The sequence below is a fragment of the Glutamicibacter sp. NPDC055354 genome, from assembly GCF_053644955.1.
In genome coordinates this window covers 1093600-1113408 of record NZ_JBSHMB010000001.1, presented here as the reverse complement: position 1 = coordinate 1113408, position 19809 = coordinate 1093600, and the positions used below count along the sequence as shown (strand labels likewise).

Genomic DNA, 19809 nt, shown 5'->3' with positions numbered 1-19809 from the left:
ACCCTCCATTGAATCATCATCGAACAAAATCGCCCGAATCAAGGGGAAATTACAGTCAAGATTCTTAGTATGAGGCCTTAATGGGGAAGCCTTCGAATATAATTTGTTGATTTGTGACAGAAAATGAACGATTGGCTTCCGCATGGTGGTCGCGAGGCCTGTTGACCCCATGTGAAACGGGGCACAAGAAGCTGATTATTTCAATCTTTACGACTCGGTGATAGGCCAAGCGCCGTCGACAACAGCTTCAGGCTTCGTCTTGCGCAAGTATTTCTGGAAACTTTCTGCCTGTTCTTTCGCCCAACCGATCTGCCAGCCGTGCAGCACCATCGGATCTACTTGCAACTGCGGATAGCGTTCGCCCAGCTGGCGAGCGACCTCGACGCAGGCAACTGCATCGGCCAACGAGGTGTGCGCATTTTCGAGGATTACACCGTAGAACTCGCAAGCCGCCGCAAGGGTGCGCTTCCCCTTGCGGAACTTGTCAACCTGCTTGTCGATGATGAACGGATCGATCACATTGCCCGGGAAAAACGGCTCAAGGTCGTAGCGAACGGCTTCGCTGTAGAGCACTGAGAAATCGTACGAAGCATTAAAAGCAACGATTGGCGCTTGCTCCGAGGCGAACTTCAGCAAATTTAAGATCTCCTGAACGGACTGTTTCGCCGGGGCACCGTCGGCGCGGGCTTTCTCGGTGGAGATTCCGTGAACTGCGGCCGCGGCCTCTGGAATCTCGACCCCGGGGTTTACCAGCCACTCGCGGTTGTTCACCACTTTGCCATCGGCATCCAGCAAGACAACCGATGCCGTAACGATGCGTGCAGTATTGGTATCAACACCAGTGGTTTCCAAATCAAAGCCAATTGCCAGGCCCTTGTGCCATTCAGTCATGGATATAACGCTACAGCCAAGGCGGGACAGGACGGCCCTGCGAATTGCGTGTTGTGGAGTCCTGCAAGCTAATTGGCAGAATAGGGCTATGACATCTGACGCAGCCGAAAAGCCCCTGGACTATTCAGAGGCGGTGCATCGCCTCGCAGCACTCGTCCCGGCAGGGGCGGTGCTCAGCTACAAGGACGTGGCAGAACTTCTCGGAAGCGGGGGAGCACGCCAGACGGGCAAGGCGATGGCAAGCGCGCCGGAAGGGACACCATGGTGGCGGATTATCCGCTCCAACGGTTCCATGGCCGATGCGCTTGCCGAAGCAGCAGAACGGCACTGGATCGCAGAAGAACTGGCAGCACCTGGCCGTCACGTGAACATGAATAGATACCGCTGGAACCCCAACGACTGGGCGTGGGAAAAAATTGACGCGCTGCGTACGGCGCTGGGCAACCCTAAAATGTCCGAGATGGATGATCAACTATGAGTATGGAAGAGACCCGAAGCCAGCCCCGCGAAGAAGCCACCTCGGTCCGTGGCCACTTGCATTCGGTGGAAAGCCCGGTCCTGGTCACTGGGGCGCCGGGTACGGGCAAGACCCATCTGCTCATCGACACCGCCGTTGCGCACCTTGACGCCGGGCTCGATCCGCAGGCCCTCTTGATCATCGGGCCAACTCGACTGACCGCTGCCTCGATCCGTGATGAGCTCAGCCGCCGAGCAGAACGGACTTTCACCGAACCGGTGGTTCGCACCTGGTCGGCTTATGCCTTTGATTTGATCCGCCGTGCCCGCGTTGAAGGACTCTTGCCCCAGCTCGAACGCGTTCCCCGCTTGCTCTCCGGTCCGGAACAGGACACCCTCATCGGCCACCTGCTGGAGGGCCATGCCGAAGGCCTCACCGAAGGACCGCAGTGGCCAAGCGAGCTGGCGCTTGCAGTAGGGACTCGCGGCTTCCGCAAGGAAATCCGCGAGTTCTTCGACCGTGTTTCAGAGCTGGGATTGGAACCTGCCGACATCGCTGACCTCGGCCAGCAAGCCAACCGCCCCGAATGGCACGCTGCGGCGCTGTTCTACCAGGAATACCGCGACCTGCTGGACTTGGGCAGCGCCGAAGCCTTCGACCCGGCAGGGCTGATTACCCGGGCGGCACAAATTCTGGAAGACAATGAAGCGTTCCTGCACGCAGAACAGGACCGGTTGGCCCTGATCCTCGTGGATGACCTGCAAGAAGCCACCCTGTCGCAGCACCGCCTCCTGGCTCTGCTCGGCAAGGACCGCGCCATGGTCGCTTTCGCTGCACCCGACAGCGTAGTCCAGGGATTCCGCGGTGCCCGCACCGACGAATTGCATCGTTTCGCACAGAATTACTCGAGTGCTGGCGAAGCGACGTGCCTCGAACTGACCCACGGCTATCGAATGTCTGGACAGATCACCGAGGCATGGAAACGGATCGTCAGCCGCGTGCCGCTGGCTGCAGGCTTGCGCGGACGGGCTATTGAGCCGTTGAACGTGCCGGAACACGAACTGTGCCAGGTATTGGTATTCGAGAATTCCACCTTGGAAGAACGTTTCATTGCCCAGCGGATAGTGCATCTGAACCTCTACGAGAACCGCAGCCTAGCTGAAATTGCGATTGTGGTGCGCAACGGTTCACAGGTGCGCTCCTTCAGCCGTTTTCTTGAAGGCCAGGGAATCGGCGTGCAGGTGCCGCCGGCCGAGATTCCATTGAAGGATGAAGGTGCGGTCCGTCCGCTGCTTGACCTGTTGAATTTGGCGTTCAGCGATTCTGTCACCGATGACCCGCTCCTGATGCAGACCCTGCTGCTGTCGCGTTATGGGATGAGCACCGCCTTGGAAATCCGCCGGATCCGCCAGCTCCTGCGCCAGCAGGAAGCCGCAGCCGGCGGACGCCGCTCCAGCCAGGAGTTGCTTGAATCCTGCCTGCGTGAACCGGTAATGGCCGAGAAATTGGGCAAGCCGGGTTACGGACTGAACCGGCTGCTGAAAATGTACTCTGCGCTGCAAGACGAACTGGCCAGCGGAACCGCTACACCGGAAACAGCGCTCTGGGTGATGTGGGAGGCCTCGGGCCGGGCCAAAGCCTGGCGCGAAGAGGCCCTGGGCACCGGCACTGCCGCCCGCCGCGCCGATCATGACCTGGATGCTGTCCTGTCGCTTTTCCAAGCCGCAGAACGCTTTGTGGATCAGCTTCCCGGCGCCAGCGTCCAGCAGTTCATCGAGCACATCTTGCAGCAGGAATTGCCCATGGACTCCTTGGCAACCCGTGCTGCCAGTGGGCAAACCGTCACGGTTCTCACTACCGCTGCCGCTGCCGGAAAGCAATGGCCAGTGGTCTTTATCCCCGGGCTGCAAGAAGGCTCCTGGCCCAACCTCCGGCTCCGTGGCGAGCTGCTCGGTTCCAATGCGCTCGCCGACGCCGCGGAGCATGGCATTGAATTCCTGGCCACCCGAACGCCAACGCATTTGGTACGCCAAATCCGCAACGACGAATTGCGCAGCTTCAGCAATGCCGTCTCCCGTGCTGGAGACCAGCTGATTTGCACGGCGGTCGATAACGAGGACAACCAGCCTTCCTCGTTCCTGGACCTGGTCGAGCCACCGGGGCCAGAAGGCAGGGAACCAACCGCGGTTCCGCGCATCCGTTCGCTTCCAACCTTGGTGGCAGAGCTGCGCAGCACTGCCGAGAGAGCCAGGGCCGCCGGCCTTGGGGCAGTGCCAGCGCCGGACGATGTGGAAGCAGCTAGCCTGTACCAGGACGCCACCCACGTGCTTGGACGCCTGGCTCAGGCAGAGCGCCCGGTGCGAGGAGCGCATCCAAGTTCCTGGTGGGGGTTGCGCGAACTGACTACCCATGAACCGGTTATCCCGGAAGACCAGCCTCGGCGGGTGTCACCGTCGAAGGTGGAAACCCTGGTGAAATCGCCGCTGAACTGGTTTGTGCAAAGCGCTGGTGGAACCGCTGCCCGCGATTTCGCGGCCTCCTTGGGTACGCTGATCCACTCCATCGCCGAAGAGCATCCCGATGCAAGCGGAAGCGAGTACCAGCAGATCCTGGAGCAACGCTGGCCAGAGCTGGAAAAACTGGTGAACTGGGAAGGTCAAAGGGACTTCGACCGTGCCAATAGCATGCTCAAGAAGTTCGCCGCCTACTGCGTCACCATGCGCCAAGAAGGACGCGAACTGGTGGCTCGCGAGATGCCGTTCCAGATCGAGGTCCCAGCCCCTGACGGTACGCATATCCAGCTTCGCGGAATTATCGACCGCGTCGAAGCTGACGCCAACGGCAAGGTGAGGGTCGTTGACCTGAAAACCGGTTCCACTGCGCCATCCAAGGACGCAACCTTGGAACACCCGCAGCTAGGCGTCTACCAAACCGCAATCCAGCTCGGTGCATTGCAAGATCACGAGGAAACTGCAGGACTCCCGGATGAGCCAGCCGGCGCATCCTTGGTCTACGTCGGTACCAGCACCAAGGGCGCCTCGGTCCGTGAACAACCATCAATTGGTGAAGAAGATTGGGCCCGCACGCTCATCTTCGAAGCTGCCTCGCTGATGGGAAACAGTGAATTCATCACCCGGCACGTTTCGGGAGCCGCGGGAATCCTCGGCAACTGCACGCTGCCCGAAATCTGCCCTTTGTGCGCCCAAGGACGACAGGTCACCGAACCATGAGCAATATCAGATTCACTCCAGAAGAACTCTCCGCAGCCCTGGGCGAGCAGTTTCCGCCCACTGCGCAGCAGGCTGAGATAGTCGCTGCGCCATTGGAACCGATGCTGGTCATCGCCGGCGCCGGCTCGGGCAAGACCAAAACCATGGCGGATAAAGTCGTCTGGCTGGTAGCCAACCAGCTGGTCCGGCCGGAAGAGATTCTCGGGGTGACCTTTACCCGCAAGGCAGCGGGAGAGCTTTCCGTGCGTATCCGTGCCAAGATCGCGCAGCTTGTGGCCACCGGTCTGCTCAGCCCAGAAGAAACCCGGGACTTCCTGGACCCTGCGGTATCCACCTACCACTCCTACGCCAACACCCTGGTCCAAGACCATGGGCTGCGGCTTGGCCTTGAAGAAGACAGTGCCTTGTTGGGCGCGGCCCAATCATGGCAGGTGGCCCACTCGGTGCTGGAAAGATACACCGGCAACTACGAGCACCTGAACAGTGCCACCAGCACACTGATTGATGCCATCGTTTCCTTCAGTTCCGAAGCATCCGAGCACTTGGTCACCGCACCGGAGGCCCATCAGTGGATTGATGAACTGGTGGCACGCCTGCGCACCTTGCCGATGGACGCAGAGAAGCCCAAAAAAACTACCCAAGCAGCCCTCAAGCTCATCGACACGCTGGCTTCACGTGCCACCATCGCTGAGTTGGCTGAAGAGTACGCCCGGGAAAAGAAGCGCCTCGGGGTGATGGACTACGGCGACTTGGTGGCCCACGCAGCGCGTATCGCCCAGGAGGTGCCGGCAGCTGCGCTCGCCGAACGGGCTAGCCACAAGGTGGTGCTGCTGGATGAATTCCAGGACACCTCGCACGCGCAGATGGTGCTTTTCTCTCAACTCTATGGCGAAGGCCATCCGGTCACCGCGGTGGGTGACCCTAACCAATCCATCTACGGATTCCGCGGGGCCAGTGCCGGACAGCTGTTCCGATTCCCAGAAGTCTTCCCGATTGTTCGGGACACAGGCCGGGACGTCGCCCACGTGAAGCACCTGACCATCGCATGGCGCAATACCGTCAACGTGCTCGCGGCAGCGAATAGCATCACCGCCGGCGGGCCGCAGCATCAAGGCCCGGTCTCGGTCAAGCCCTTGGATTCCTCGGCGCATGCCAAGCCAGGTCGTGTGGTGCTCAACCGTTGCGCAACGGTTCGCGACGAGGCAGAAGCCATAGCTGACATGATTGTTGCCGAGAATAGGGCATCTTCCGAGCCGAAGACCAGTGCGGTGCTCTCGCGAAATCGTGCCCAGTTGAGCATCATGGGCGAGGTGCTCGCTGAGCGGGGCATCAAATACCAGCTCGTGGGACTATCCGGATTGCTGAGCACCCCTGAGCTCACCGACCTGGTCTCGTACCTGCACGTGCTGGTTGACCCTCTGCGCTCCGACAAGCTCATGCGCTTATTGGCTGGAGCGCGCTGGCGGCTGGGTGCCGCAGACCTGATGGCCTTCGCCGATTGGTCCCGCCAGCTGGAACGGCGGCGAGCCCGCGGGCTGCAGCCAGACCCGGCAGAAAGCGAAGAGGCACAGAGCCCCGAAGAAGCAGTGACCGAGGCGGCCCGCGCCGAACTCAATGATGCGGCCAGCCTCGTCGAAGCACTGGACTTCCTGCCCAGGGAAGGGTGGACCAGCAATGACGGCAGGACCATTAGCGCAGCGGGCTACGAGCGCTTGGCGGCTCTGCGCGATGAACTCGCCGGCCTGCGGCTGCTGGCCAATGACGACCTTGAAACGCTGATTCGCGAGACCGAACGCGCCATGAACCTGGACATCGAGGTGGCTGCCCGTCCGTGGATATCTCGAGACAAGGCGCGAGCCAACCTCGATGCCTTCGCCGATGTGGTGCGCGAATACTGCCGCAATGCGCCACGCGTTGAACTGTCCGGCTTCTTGATGTGGCTGGAACAGGCCGCCGAAAAGGAAAAGGGACTACCGCTGCCAAGCGAAGATGCTGACCCCGCGGCAGTCCAATTGCTGACGGTTCACGCGTCCAAGGGATTGGAATGGGACATCGTGGCGGTGATGACCTTGAACGACGGGGTGTTCCCGGGTTCCAAATCCGACCGGTGGACCAGCGGTGACAAAGCGCTGCCCTGGGAAATCCGTGGCGACGCCCGCGACCTGCCCCAATGGGACACCGAACAGCCGGCCTTGAAGGAACTGCTGGAAGCCGAATCGGTCTTCAAGGACCAGGTAGAGGACCACCACATTGCCGAAGAGCGTCGCCTGGCCTATGTTGCGGTGACCCGCGCCAAGTCATTGCTGATTTGCAGTAGCAGCGTCTGGACGAGCACCCGTACCAAGCCAACCGAGCCATCAGAATTCTTCACCTGTTTGCTTCCGCTGGCCGAAGGCGAGGAACCCCAGGCGGAGATCGGGGTCTGGGTGAAGGACGAAGAAGCGCCGGAACAAAACCCGAGCACTTTGACGCCCCTTGAAGCGCTGTGGCCGTACGATCCATTGGAAGGCCCCGTCGTCACGGGGGGAGTGCAAAAGACTCCATACCCGTATTCACGGCGCAATGTCATTGCGGAAGTGGCGAAGGATCTCGAATCCGTTCCAACAGATCATGAGCCGCTGACCAGCTTCGGGAGGCAGTGGGCTGAAGAAGCCGAGAAACTTCTAGGCCAGCGCGAGTTCTTGGCTGGCCGTGAGCGCAGCATCGAGGCACCAGAGCATGTGCGTGCTTCGTTGTTTGTCGAGCTGGCCGAGGACCCGGTTGGGGTACTGGAAAACCTTCGACGCCCGGTGCCGCGTCGACCGGGGCTCGCTGCACGGCGCGGTACCGCGTTCCATGCCTGGATTGAAGAGTTCTACGAGAAGACGTCAATGCTTGATCTGGGAGACCTGCAGGATCCGGCAGATGGCTATCTTGATGAGGCGCTGGACCTTGAATCCATGAAGGAAGCGTTCCTATCCAGCGAATGGTCCAAGCTGCAGCCGGCCTATGTCGAGGTTCCATTGGAGACCCGTGTGGGTCCGGTGGCTGTGCGTGGCCGCATTGATGCCGTCTTCCGGATGGACGACGGTACGTGGCTGATGCTGGACTGGAAAACCGGTCGAGTTCCTAGCGGCAAGGATCTGAAGAGCAAGCTGGTCCAGCTCGCGGTGTATCGTCTGGGCTGGTCACGCCTGCACGGAATCCCGCTAGAGGAGATCAAGGCCGCCTTCTACTATGTGGCGGCGGGCATTACGATCCACGCGGAGTATCTCTCCGATGAGCAAGAACTGGAACAGATGATCAGCAGCGCGTTTGAACAGCTCGAAGGCTAGCCGCTCAGGACGCTGGGAAGTCTTTACTTCTCGGCGTCCTCAACAGGCTTGTTGTTCTTTTCAGCAGGCTCAGCCGTGCTCATTGGCCGTGCGGCAGCTGACTCGGCCTCCGCTGCATCACTATCGTGTTCGGCGGCCTTGGAGGCGGGTTCATCCTTCGCAGGCGAACTGTTCTTGGCATCAGCCTGAACAGCATCAGATTTTGGCTGGTCACCAGACTCCCCTGGCGCGGCCTGGACATTGGACGCTGTGCTTCGGGGTGTTGCGGAGTTCGGCGATTCCGCTGCCAGGGGAGTGACCTTGTCGGTGTTAATGCTTGGCGCGGCGACGGCGGCCGGCTTTTCCGGAGCCTTCTGGGCCGGTGCTTCTGGCTGGGGAGCCAAAGGGCGCGGAGCTTCCACGACCGACAATGGCTGGCCACCGTACTCCGCGATGTTCTGGTCCAATTCGCGTAGCATCTCTTCGGCCTCGGCGATGCGCTCGTAGTCCTTGGAATCCAAAGACTTCACCAGCCACTGCGCCAGCGCGAATTCGGCGGCCAGCGCGGCGCGACGCATGATGTGCGGATCCGCAGCCTTGCCGCGGGCTTCGACATAGGCGGTGAAAACGCGCTCGCTGAAGCTCTGGTCTTCTATGGCCGAAAGCCAAGCGAAGTCATCAGCGGGATCACCGACGTGCAAATCTGTCCAGCCCTTGACTGCAGTGATGCTGGAATGGGAAATCTGCAGCTGCTCTTCATCGAAGTCGCCGTGAACTACGGCAGCGTTGAAACGCCACAGCGCCACGTCCTCCATGGCGTGTTCCCAACGGCGCAGCAAACCGCTTGGCACCTTGCCCGTAGCCGCGGCGGTATCCAGTTCGTTGAGTTTGCGCTGGCGAATCTCGTCGGCAGTGTAGGTCGGCAGGCCTGCCACTTCAACAGCTTCATCTGGGATCTGGTGGATGGCAGCCATGCACTGGCCCAGCGACTTGGCCAGGTTGCTGCCGACATCAACCAATTCATCGAGGGTCGGAACGTGTCCGGGCATATCCTTGTAGACAAAGGTGCGCAGTGGGCCCTGGCGCACGGTGCCGGCTACGGCAGGCAAGGAAAACGGCAGTGAAGCGCGGACCTTGGCGGAGAAAGCGCGCAAGGCCGAAAGCTCTGCTTCCAGACGCATGCTTGCCTCGTCATGCCGAGGTGAACGAACGCGCCAGCGATGCTTGAGTGCGTCGACGATCAATGCTGAGTCAAAATCTTCTGCATCGTCGGACAGCGCCGCGAAGCCTACCGGAGTCAATCCGGGGACGGCGGCGGTGGCAATTGCGGCGAGTTCCATGGCAGTGCGTTTCACAAGTTCCACCGTATGCGAGATTCCCTTTTCTATCGTTGAATGACGCACGGAATATGGCGGGATTCACCGGCAACATTCAGAGTTGCGACGAATCTCATTGATCAACAGCTATCCACATTGAGCAAGCATCAAGATTCTGGAGCGCTACGTGCATTAGGTTAGAGGTATGGCTCTGGCAGAAACTTATCGAACCCCACTTACCGGACTCCACTTCGGACAGTCTCTGATTGAGCGCCCACTGACCGAAAAGCAAGACCCGATGCTTTTGCCTGGCCTATTTAAGCAGCGCAGCACCAAGGTGCTGCTGATCAGTGGTGGTGGCGCGGCAACTATCGGCTCTGATCTCTTCTTTCTCAACGGCACGGACTACCTCGCAAAAGACTCCGAGCGCCAGGTGTACCTGGGGCGTGCATCAGGCACGGAATACGTTCTGGCTCTCGTTGATGCCGAGGACTATGCCTCCAGCGGCATCGAGCGCTGGACGACGCTACGTGAAGGCTTCAACCTGCTCAATGAACTGCATGCAGAACTCTTCGTTGAAGCGCAGGCGATCGCCAATTGGATCCGTTCAGAGAAATTCTGCCCACGCTGCGGTTCACCCGTTAGGGCTGCCACCTTCGGGTGGGGCCAGCGTTGCGTGAACAATGACCACGAGCTTTTTCCACGTACCGACCCGGCAATCATTGCCTCGGTGATCGACAGCCAAGATCGATTGCTGCTCGGATCCAACGCCACCTTCAAGCACCGGATGTACTCGGTGCTTGCAGGATTCGTCGAAGCAGGGGAGTCCCTGGAGTCTGCTGTGCGCCGCGAGATCTTTGAAGAATCCGGTGTGCGTATTGGAGAGGTCGCCTACCGCGGTTCCCAGCCCTGGCCAATGCCGCGATCGCTGATGCTCGGTTTCGCTGCTGAAGCCTTGAGCGAAGAGCTGGTTCCGGATGGTGCAGAAATCATGGACCTTCGCTGGTTCACACGAGCCGAACTGCGTGAAGCTCTGGAATCAGGAACAATAGATATACCGCGCGGAGTCTCGATAGCCCACGCATTGATCCGTACTTGGTACGGCGAACCCCTTCCGGAGGCCCTGAGCAAGTGACCGAATACGACAATCCGCCAGCAGACAATTTGCTAGCGGGACTGGATGCTGAACAGCGGCAAGCAGCTGAAACCCTCAGCGGTCCACTGTGTATTCTGGCGGGCGCAGGAACCGGCAAGACCAGAGCAATTACCCACCGGATCGCCCACGGCGTGCATACTGGCATCTACAACCCGACCAGTGTTCTCGCGCTGACTTTCACCACGCGTGCAGCTGCGGAGATGCGTACCCGCTTGCGTCAGCTCGGCGCACCCGGCGTGCAGACGCGTACCTTCCACGCAGCTGCCTTGCGCCAGCTGCAGTACTTCTGGCCGCAGGCCGTTGGCGGTACCCTGCCGAACTTGGTAGAACACAAGGCCCCGCTCATTGCGGAGGCAGCGCGTCGCCTGCGCATTTCCAGCGACCGCGCCATGGTCCGTGATCTGGCTGCGGAAATCGAATGGGCCAAGGTCTCCATGCATACCCCGGAAAGCTACGCCAAGATTGCGTCTTCCCGAGAACTGCCCAACGGTCTCGAAGCAGTGAGCATGGCCCGCATCTTCCAGACCTACGAAGAGCTCAAAGATGACCGCGGAGTTATCGACTTTGAAGACGTACTGCTGCTGACCATTGCAATTCTTGAAGACAATGAAAAAGTCGCAGCCAGTGTACGCCAGCAGTACCGCCACTTCGTCGTCGACGAGTACCAGGACGTTTCGCCGTTGCAGCAACGGCTCCTGGATCTCTGGCTTGGCCAGCGCAACGAACTGTGCGTGGTGGGCGATGCCTCCCAGACCATCTATTCTTTCACCGGTGCACGCCCAGACTTCTTGCTGAACTTCGGCACACGGTTTCCGGAAGCAAAGGTCGTGAAGCTGGTACGCGATTACCGCTCCACTCCTGAAGTCGTGAACCTGGCGAATAAGGTGCTTGCTAATCGGCGCATTGAATCCCAAGTCCCTGACCGTAACGTGACCTGGCCTGAACCACTGGAACTCATCGCGCAACGCGATCACGGTCCGGCCCCTGAATTCTTTGAAGCGACGGATGACGAAAATGAAGCCGAGGAAGTCGCCCAGCGCATCAAGCAGCTGCTCAAAAGCGGCCAGGACATCTCCGAGATTGCCATCTTGTACCGCACTAACGGGCAGTCCCAGGCTTTTGAGCAAGCACTGACGGCGTATTCCATCCCCTACGTAATGCGTGGTGCCGAGCGGTTCTTCTCCCGTCGCGAAGTCAAGGAAGGGATGCTGGCCTTGCGGGCCGGCTTGAGCGTCGCCGCAGATACTCCGGTTGCGCAGATGGTGCGCGATGTGCTCTCCTCGCACGGCTACTCGGCGAATGCCCCAAGCGGCGGCACTGGTGCGGTGCGCCAGCGTTGGGAATCGATGTCGGCACTGGTTCGCCTGGCCGACGAAGTCGTTGCGCTTAAAAAAGAACAAGACATTGATGCCACATTGCACGATGTGGTCAAGGAATTGGAAGACCGCGCAGCGATCCAGCACGCGCCAACTCTGGATGGCGTCACCTTGGCATCATTCCACGCAGCCAAGGGGCTGGAATGGGATGCTGTATTCCTGGTTGGATTGAACGAAGGCCTGGTCCCGATCTCCTATGCCAAGGACCAAGCGGGCTTCGATGAAGAACGGCGGCTGCTGTACGTGGGTATTACCCGCGCACGGAAGCACCTGTACCTGTCCTGGTCGCTGGCAAGGACCCCGGGCGGACGCGCGCACCGATACCCATCACGATTCCTCGATGGAATTAAATCGGTACGCCAAGCCAGCAGCAGGCAGCAGACCACCTACCGCAAACGCGAACAGAAAATCACGCCCGCAGTCTGCATGACCTGTGGATCCTTCTTGACCAGTGCAAAAGAGCGAAAGCTCAAACGTTGCGCCTCGTGCCCTGCTGCCTATGATGAAGCGTTGTTTGAGACTTTGCGTGAATGGCGATCGGAGGTTGCCCAATCCAACGCGGTCCCGGCATTCGTCATATTCACCGATGCAACCCTCATGTCCATCGCGGAGCACCAGCCGGATTCAATCCAGGGATTGTCGAAGATTCCCGGGGTGGGACGTAGCAAGCTTGAACGATATGGCGAGGCGGTGCTTGCGGTCGTTGGCGAGCGCCGCGTATAGGGTTCTCCACAAGTTGGCGAATTGGTCCGAAGCTGTTCAGGCTAGGACGTAGCTTAGAGATCACGTAGTGAGCGGACAGGAAGGTCCCCGGCCGCTGCCATAGATGAGGAAAGAGGCGCAATGCAATGCCAGCTTTTCCAAACTCCGTCGACTTCGTAGCGCCGGATGAAATTCCAGTGCGGGTTCTCCGCTCGGCCAAGCGCAAGAAGACCATTTCCTCCCAGTGGCGCGATAACCGGCTGATTATCCAAGTCCCTGCAGCGCTGGACGAAAAAACGGAACGCGCTTTCGTTGATGAGATGATCTCGAAGTATCGCAAGGGACGCCAAGCGCGTACCGCGGGTCATACCGATGATGCGCTGGAGCGCCGAGCGGCATCTCTTGACCAGCAGTACTTCGCCGGCGAAGCCGCGCCGCAATCCGTGCGTTGGGTAGCCAACCAGAATAAGCGTTGGGGTTCGGCTTCATATCGGCAGCGCAGCATCCGCTTATCGGTCACGTTGCAGCATATGCCCAGCTGGGTGCAGGACTATGTTCTAGTCCACGAGCTTGCGCATCTGGTGGTCCCGCGGGCCGGCCACGGACCTAGGTTCCAGGCTTTGCTGAACCGGTTCGAACGCCGAGCGCAGGCGGATATTTTCTTGGAGGCATTCCACGCAGGATACAACGCTCACACCAAGGAATTGGGCCGGGCCCAGGATGAACTTTCGGGTTTCGGCCATGACGAGGAACAGTAGCTCAATGCACGAAGGAGGGATGTGCACTCGTGCACATCCCTCCTTCGAGGTTTCGATCTAATCAGTTCTTCGGATCCTCTGGATTCCCTGAACCGTCATCGCCTTCGGCTTCGGGTTCAGCGTTGTCGAAGCCGCCGTCCAGAAGCTTACCCAGTGCTGCGTCAAAGTCGTCGAACTCGGTCGCGGCAACTTCACGGCGATGCGTGAAGCCCTTGGGATCGGTGAGGTCTTCCGCGGTAGGCATCAGATCTGGGTGATCCCATACGGCATCACGGCCCTCGATTCCACGTTCGTCGTACAAGTGCTCCCACAGGGCAGCCGCTTCGCGCAGCTTGCGTGGGCGCAATTCAAGGCCAACCAGAGATGCGAAGGCAGTCTCAGCTGGGCCACCCGAAGCACGGCGGCGACGCATCGTCTCGCGCAGGTGACCAGCAAATGGAAGGTTCTGGGCGGCCAAGGAGACCACATGATCAACCCAGCCCTCGATCAATGCCAACGTCAGTTCTAGGTTTTCTAGAGCCTTCTCCTGAGCGGGGGTGCGCTGCGGGGTGAACAATCCTTCACCCAGCATCGACTGCAGCGCTTCGGGGTTGGACGGATCGATACCGCGTACTGCTTCTTCAATGCGCGACATGTCGATATGGATGCCCCGAGCATAGGATTCCACGGCACCAATCAACTTGGAGCTTAGCCAAGGGACCCGGTTGAACAATCGTGCGTGTGCGTTCTCCCGCAGAATCACATACAGCAGGACTTCCTGCTCTGGGATTTCAAGGCCATCGCCGAACTTGCTGACATTGGCCGCGATAATGCCTGGAGTGGTTCCTGCCAAAGGCAGGCCGATATCGGTGCCGCCAAGCACATCGGTTGCCAAGCCGCCCAGTGCAGTGCCCAGCTGCATGCCGAACATGCTGGCTCCGAGATTGCGGAACATGCCATCGGAATTGCCGAGCATGCCCTTCATCTCTTCGGGAATCTGATCCTTCATCGCGGTGGTGATTGCGTTAGCTACCGACTCGGCAACAGGCTCGGTGACCTGCTTCCAGGTGGCCAGGGTCTTGTCATACCATCGTTTACGAGTCCATGCCTCGGTCGAGCGGCCGTTCGACTCGAACACCGTAGCGTTGTTCAGCCACAGTTCAGAAAGGTTTGACGCATCGCTGATGGCGTTGTTGCGCGCGTCCGATACCGCCGGATCATCGCTGGCATATGCCTGCAAAGCGGTGTCGGATGCAAGCTTCCAGTTCACCGGACCGGAAGACGCGTTATTGCTCATCATCGCGGACATCATGGCCTGGGCCTGCTGCATCATTTTCTGCATCGCAGCCGGATCGCCTTGAGCACCAAGGGCATCACGAAGCTGCGGCGGGAGGTCATTCGGGTCGAACCCGCCACCGAAGAGCTGACCAAACATTGCAGAAAATGGGTCCTGCTGATTGTTTTCGTCGTCATCGCCGTTAGGGCGGTTATTCGGGGGGTTCTGTGCCATGCCTTTAAAACTACCGCGAGTAGCTGATAGTTCCCATGAATCTGGGCTTCAGTTCGCTTTCGGCACATCGAATACGCCTTGATGCTGATGCTTTTAAACCCAGGGCTTCAGTAGGCTAAGGGTGGGGATGTCTGCAAGGACGGATCCGCGTATTTTTTGACAGTTGGCGGGAGCAGGATCAGTGCACGTACAGGAACCACAAGACTCGACTTTGGAGCCAGGCGATTCCAGCCGTACTCCGCGAGGTTCCAAAACCATGAAACGCACCAGCTCCGGCGTCGTTGCGCTCCTCCTGATCGGCGTCATGATGTTTCTCCCGACGAATTTCATGATCCGGTCGCCTGGCCCAGTGTTTAACACTCTTGGCGAGGACAACGGGCACGATGTGGTCTCCATCAAGGGAGCCCAGTCATACCCTTCGGAGAGCGTCTTGGATCTGTTGACCATTTACGTCCAGGGTGGCGGGCAGAACCGAATCACCATACCTGTCGTACTTGAAGCATTGGTCAATCCGGCCAAGGATCTAGTTCCTGAAGAAACCATCATTTCTCGTGGTGTCTCTTCGGAAGAGAAGAATGAACAAAATGATTTCATGATGACTTCATCGCAGGACTTGGCTGTGGCAGCGGCTTTGGCCGAGCTGGATCAGGGCTTTACCGAGTGGCTTACGGTCGCTGAGTTCTCCACCGGCACGAATGAAAAAGTGCTTGAGCCCAAGGATCGCCTTCTGAAATTCGAAGGAGAGAGGATCACTTCGCTGGAACAGCTGAAGGAAGAACTGAATTCCCGCGGTGCAGAACCAGCAACCTTGACCGTTGGCAGACCGGATAAGCATGGCGTCTACAGCGACGTAGATGTCACTGTGAACACCAAGGAAGCCGAGAATGGCGAACGCCAGTTGGGTGTCTTCCTGGGCAACGAATACGAGTTCCCTATCGATGTGAGCTTCGGGTTGGAAAATGTTGGCGGTCCCAGCGCCGGCATGATGTTTGCCTTGGCGATCATTGACCGCCTGACGGAAGGCTCATTGGCGGGGGACCACCACATCGCGGGTACCGGTGAGATTTCAGCCGATGGCAAGGTCGGTCCAATCGGTGGAATCGCCCAGAAGATGGTGGCGGCGAAGAATGCCGGAGCAACCGTCTTCTTGGCCCCAGCCGACAACTGCGCTGAAGCCATAGGGCGTATTCCTGCCGGACTGGATGTCATCAAGGTTGCAACCCTGTCAGAAGCTCGCCAGGCATTGGAGAAGATCGCCGCAGGTGAAGACCCGGCGACTTTCACGACATGCGAATAGATTTAGCCGGGCATCAAGGGAAGAATGTGATGCAAGGAAACCAGTCTCGTACACAACGCCCGTCCAAGAATTAGGTACACGAGTTCTCTTGTTGGGAACAACGGGAAGAACCCAAAGTAAGGAATAGATAGTGTCTTTCGGATCGGATAGTCCGTTCGGGGGTCCGCCGCGGCCCCAAGAACCACAACGACCTTCCAACCCTTCGGGCAAGAAAGCCTCGCCGCTGACCCTGACCATCTTCGCGGTGGTCATTCTCGTCGCAGTCTTCGTTTTCTTGTCGAATTTCTACGCTGATATCCTCTGGTTCAACCAGCTGGGTTTCTCCGAGGTCTACTGGACTGAGCGGATCTCCAAATTAGTGATCTTCCTGATCGCTTTGGTGCTGATGGCGGTTCCAATGTGGTTCTCGATGCGCAGTGCCTACAAGCACCGCCCTGTCTATGCGCCAAACTCGACCCGACCTGATTCCATGTCGCGCTACCAGGCCCAGCTGGAACCAGTCCGCCGATTCCTGATGGTTGGCATTCCATTGGTGATCGGCATTTTCGCTGCCGTTGCCGTGGCCGGACAGTGGCAGACCATCTTGCTGTTCTTCAACCAGGTCGGTTTCGGTAGCACTGACCCCCAGTTCAACATGGATCTGGGCTTCTTCGTTTTCTCCCTTCCATTCATCGCACTGGTCAACGGCTTCCTGATCTCGGTCGTGCTGCTCAGCGGCGTGGCTGGTCTGCTGACCCACTACCTCTACGGCGGAATCCGCGTTGAAGAGCGTGGCGGCATAACCGTTGGCAAGGCCGCTCGGGTGCACACCGCAGTTGTTGTCGGAGTCTTCTTGATCTTCCAGGCTGTGAACTTCTGGATCGGCCAGTACGAGACCCTCACCGACCAGTCCGGCCGTGTCGCCGGTGCACTGTACAAGGATGTCCACGCTGTCATCCCTGCACAGATGATTCTGGCCATTGTGGCAGTCCTTATCGCCATCACCTTCGTGATTGCGGCAATCAACGGTCGCTGGCGTTTGCCATTGATCGGCACCGCCATGCTGGTAGCAACGATGATCGTTGCCAGCGGCGTCTACCCGTTCCTGATCCAGCAGTACAAGGTGGTCCCTTCCCAAAGGGCGTTGGAGAGCGACTATATTGAGCGCAACATCGAAATGACGCGCTTGGCTTTCGGTCTCGATGATGTCGAAGTTACTGACTACGATGCGAAGATCTCGACTGAGAAGAATGCGCTGGCCGAGGAAACCTCAACCACCGCGAATATCCGCCTGCTGGATCCAAACCTGGTTTCGGCTGCTTTCGCGCAGCTGCAGCAGTTCCGCGGCTACTACACCTTCGCCGAGACCCTTAACGTCGACCGTTACGAGATCGACGGCAAGGTGGAAGATACCGTTATTGCCGCCCGTGAAGTGAACGTGGACCCAACCGACACGTGGGTGAACCAGCACATCAACTACACCCATGGCTACGGCCTGGTGGCTGCCTACGGTAACCGCGTGGCTGCCGGTGGTCGTCCGGACTTCATGCTCGGTGGCATCCCGACCTCTGGTGATTTGATTACCGACGAGGATTACGAGCCGCGGATCTACTTCGGTGAGAATTCTCCGTCCTACTCCATTGTCGGCGGGCCGGATGAGGGATGGACCGACCAGGAACTTGACCGTCCAGGTACCGGTGGCGAGAACCAAGACACCCGCTATACCTTCCAGGGCGATGGCGGTCCGAACGTTGGCAACATGTTCAACCGCTTGGTCTACGCACTGAAGTTCGCCTCCACTGACCTCTTGCTCTCACAGAACGTCAATAGCGAATCGCAGATCCTCTACGATCGTGATCCTCGAGATCGCGTGAGCAAGGTTGCTCCGTACCTGACGTTGGATTCCCAGGCGTACCCTGCCATCATTGATGGCCGCGTGCAGTGGATCATCGATGGCTACACCACCTCCAACGACTTCCCGTATTCGCAGCAGCAGCAATTGGACTCGGCAGTGACCGACTCGCTGACTAATGCGCAGGACCTGTCTTTGACCGGCCGCGTGAACTACCTGCGCAACTCGGTGAAGGCCACCGTCGACGCCTATGACGGAACGGTCAAGCTTTACGCCTGGGACACCGAAGACCCGATCCTGCAGTCCTGGCAGAAGGTCTTCCCTACGGCATTGAACCCGTTGGATGACATGTCGGCTGAGTTGATGGAGCACGTACGTTACCCTGAGGACATGTTCAAGGTGCAGCGCGAAGTGCTAACCACCTACCACGTGGACAACCCGGACGCGTTCTACGAGTCCAACGATGCGTGGGCTGTACCGGATGATCCGACCTCATCCGCCGCTGGCGTGAAGCAGCCGCCATACTTCATGTCCTTGAAGATGCCGACCCAGGATGAAGCGTCGTTCTCGCTGACCTCGACGTTTATCCCTGCTGCCGCGGCCAACGGCCAGCAGCGCAACGTGCTCTTCGGCTTCCTTTCGGCCAACGCCGATGCCGGCTCCGAACCTGGGGCGAAGGCCGAAGACTACGGCAAGCTGCGCCTGCTCGAGCTGCCACGAGATACTGCGGTTCCTGGCCCAGGCCAAGCACAGCAGAACTTCGATACCAACACACGCGTGACCACTGAATTGAACCTGCTGCGTCAGGGTGCTTCGGAGGTCAAGAACGGCAACCTGCTGTCGCTGCCAGTTGGCGGCGGTATCCTCTACGTTCAGCCGGTCTACGTTCAGTCCTCGGGACAGACCAGCTACCCGACCTTGCGTAAGGTCCTGGTTTCCTTCGGCGACAAGGTTGGCTTCGCCGATACCTTGGCTGAAGCACTGGATGAGGTCTTCGGCGGTGAGTCCGGTGCAGTGACTGGTGAGACCGAAGGCGTTACGCCAGAGGATGATCCAAAGGGCGAGAAGGAACCAACCAAGACTGATACCCAGAAGCTCTCCGAAGCTCTGGCTGATGCGAATGAAGCCATCAAGAATGGCCAGGAAGCGCTGGCCAAGAGTGACTTCGGAGCCTACGGCGAATCGCAGAAGCAGTTGGAGGATGCCTTGACCCGCGCGATGGACGCAGATGCGGCCATCAACGGCACCGAGGTTGACGGGGATGTGAAACTGGACGACGGACAAAATCAGGACGCAGCCCAATCGCCAGCACCCCAGGACGGTGCTGAAGGCTAAGCACTAGCACCAGCTGACCGATTTGCTTTCACTCCGCGATGATGCAAGAATTGTCTAGTCATCGCGGGGTGGAGCAGTTCGGTAGCTCGCCGGGCTCATAACCCGGAGGTCGCAAGTTCAAATCTTGCCCCCGCCACGAATGGCAAAATGGAGATTCTAACGGATCTCCATTTTGTGTTAATCTGCAAGTTGCCCGTTGCCGGATCAGTACCCGTGAATTGATGCGGGAACTGCCGTCAACCCATGTACGGGAGGGGGGCGGTCGTCGGCATATGTGTAAGTTGGGGCCGAAGGTTGACGCAGTTCCAGGCCGACCGCAGTGCCCCGGGCGCTGGAAGGCCCGAGAATCTCCCCCTGAGCGGGCTAGGGTGATCGCAGCAGACTCTCAGGCACCTTGTGGCGACGGGCTACCCGCCGGAGTGTGCAATCATGCGGCGGAAGACCCTGGGGTCTTTGAAACCCGGGTAACGCCGGGCCGAGGCATCTGGATATAACCAAAGGATAATTCGGATCAGGTCGGACATTTAGGCGTAGTGCGATTAAGGACACTCTTTTCGATTCGCTATTGAGTTCACCAGTTGGTAATGTTGTATTTACCGACGCGGGGTGGAGCAGTTCGGTAGCTCGCCGGGCTCATAACCCGGAGGTCAGAGGTTCAAATCCTCTCCCCGCCACGAA

Annotated in this window: 11 protein-coding genes and 2 tRNA genes; 10 read left to right on the top strand and 3 right to left on the bottom strand. The window is 59.0% G+C overall.

Going from position 1 to position 19809, the window contains the following annotated elements:
- Positions 1-207: 207 nt before the first annotated feature.
- A complete protein-coding gene (locus ACWICV_RS05075) occupies positions 208-891 on the bottom strand; it encodes an exonuclease domain-containing protein (protein ID WP_454090653.1) in 684 nt (227 codons plus the stop codon).
- Between the two features lie 88 nt (positions 892-979).
- Between ACWICV_RS05075 and ACWICV_RS05070 the strand changes: the two genes are divergently transcribed.
- The 3 genes from ACWICV_RS05070 to ACWICV_RS05060 are packed head-to-tail and all read left to right on the top strand — an operon-like array spanning position 980 to position 7892.
- The gene (locus tag ACWICV_RS05070; RefSeq protein ID WP_166650728.1) at positions 980-1369 is read left to right on the top strand and encodes an MGMT family protein; all 390 of its coding nucleotides are present in this window, start codon (positions 980-982) and stop codon (positions 1367-1369) included.
- Entirely contained in the window at positions 1366-4578 is a 3213-nt protein-coding gene (locus ACWICV_RS05065) for an ATP-dependent helicase (RefSeq protein ID WP_454132737.1), read from the top strand. The genes ACWICV_RS05070 and ACWICV_RS05065 overlap by 4 nt, the downstream gene beginning before the upstream one ends.
- Complete coding sequence (locus ACWICV_RS05060) at positions 4575-7892, top strand: ATP-dependent helicase (RefSeq protein ID WP_454090655.1); 3318 nt, start codon at positions 4575-4577, stop codon at positions 7890-7892. Before ACWICV_RS05065 ends, ACWICV_RS05060 begins: the two co-directional genes overlap by 4 nt.
- Before the next feature lie 23 nt (positions 7893-7915).
- Here the strand turns inward: ACWICV_RS05060 and ACWICV_RS05055 are convergent, their stop codons facing one another.
- Positions 7916-9226, bottom strand: coding sequence for a phosphotransferase (locus tag ACWICV_RS05055; RefSeq protein WP_400288331.1), 1311 nt, complete (start codon positions 9224-9226; stop codon positions 7916-7918).
- A gap of 259 nt (positions 9227-9485) precedes the next feature.
- On the opposite strand from ACWICV_RS05055, the gene nudC reads away from it, so the two are divergent.
- From nudC to ACWICV_RS05040, 3 genes are all read left to right on the top strand, one after another.
- Positions 9486-10322 (top strand): NAD(+) diphosphatase, encoded by an 837-nt coding sequence (nudC, locus tag ACWICV_RS05050; protein ID WP_286134184.1) that lies wholly within the window; start codon positions 9486-9488, stop codon positions 10320-10322.
- A complete protein-coding gene (locus ACWICV_RS05045) occupies positions 10319-12442 on the top strand; it encodes an ATP-dependent DNA helicase UvrD2 (protein ID WP_454090656.1) in 2124 nt (707 codons plus the stop codon). Before nudC ends, ACWICV_RS05045 begins: the two co-directional genes overlap by 4 nt.
- A 125-nt stretch (positions 12443-12567) precedes the next feature.
- Positions 12568-13179 carry a SprT-like domain-containing protein gene (locus tag ACWICV_RS05040; protein WP_454090657.1) on the top strand — a complete coding sequence of 204 codons (612 nt, stop codon included), beginning with the start codon at positions 12568-12570 and terminating at the stop codon, positions 13177-13179.
- A 61-nt stretch (positions 13180-13240) separates the two neighbouring features.
- On the opposite strand, the gene ACWICV_RS05035 is transcribed toward ACWICV_RS05040, so the two are convergent.
- Positions 13241-14668 (bottom strand): zinc-dependent metalloprotease, encoded by a 1428-nt coding sequence (locus ACWICV_RS05035; RefSeq protein ID WP_332731220.1) that lies wholly within the window; start codon positions 14666-14668, stop codon positions 13241-13243.
- Positions 14669-15017: 349 nt separating this feature from the next.
- On the opposite strand from ACWICV_RS05035, the gene ACWICV_RS05030 reads away from it, so the two are divergent.
- From ACWICV_RS05030 to ACWICV_RS05015, 4 genes are all read left to right on the top strand, one after another.
- Complete coding sequence (locus ACWICV_RS05030) at positions 15018-15965, top strand: YlbL family protein (RefSeq protein WP_402470756.1); 948 nt, start codon at positions 15018-15020, stop codon at positions 15963-15965.
- A gap of 130 nt (positions 15966-16095) precedes the next feature.
- The gene (locus tag ACWICV_RS05025) at positions 16096-19131 is read left to right on the top strand and encodes a UPF0182 family membrane protein (protein ID WP_105657496.1); all 3036 of its coding nucleotides are present in this window, start codon (positions 16096-16098) and stop codon (positions 19129-19131) included.
- Between the two features lie 62 nt (positions 19132-19193).
- Positions 19194-19267, top strand: a tRNA-Met gene (locus ACWICV_RS05020).
- A 464-nt stretch (positions 19268-19731) separates the two neighbouring features.
- Positions 19732-19805 (top strand) — tRNA-Met (locus tag ACWICV_RS05015).
- Positions 19806-19809 lie beyond the last annotated feature (4 nt).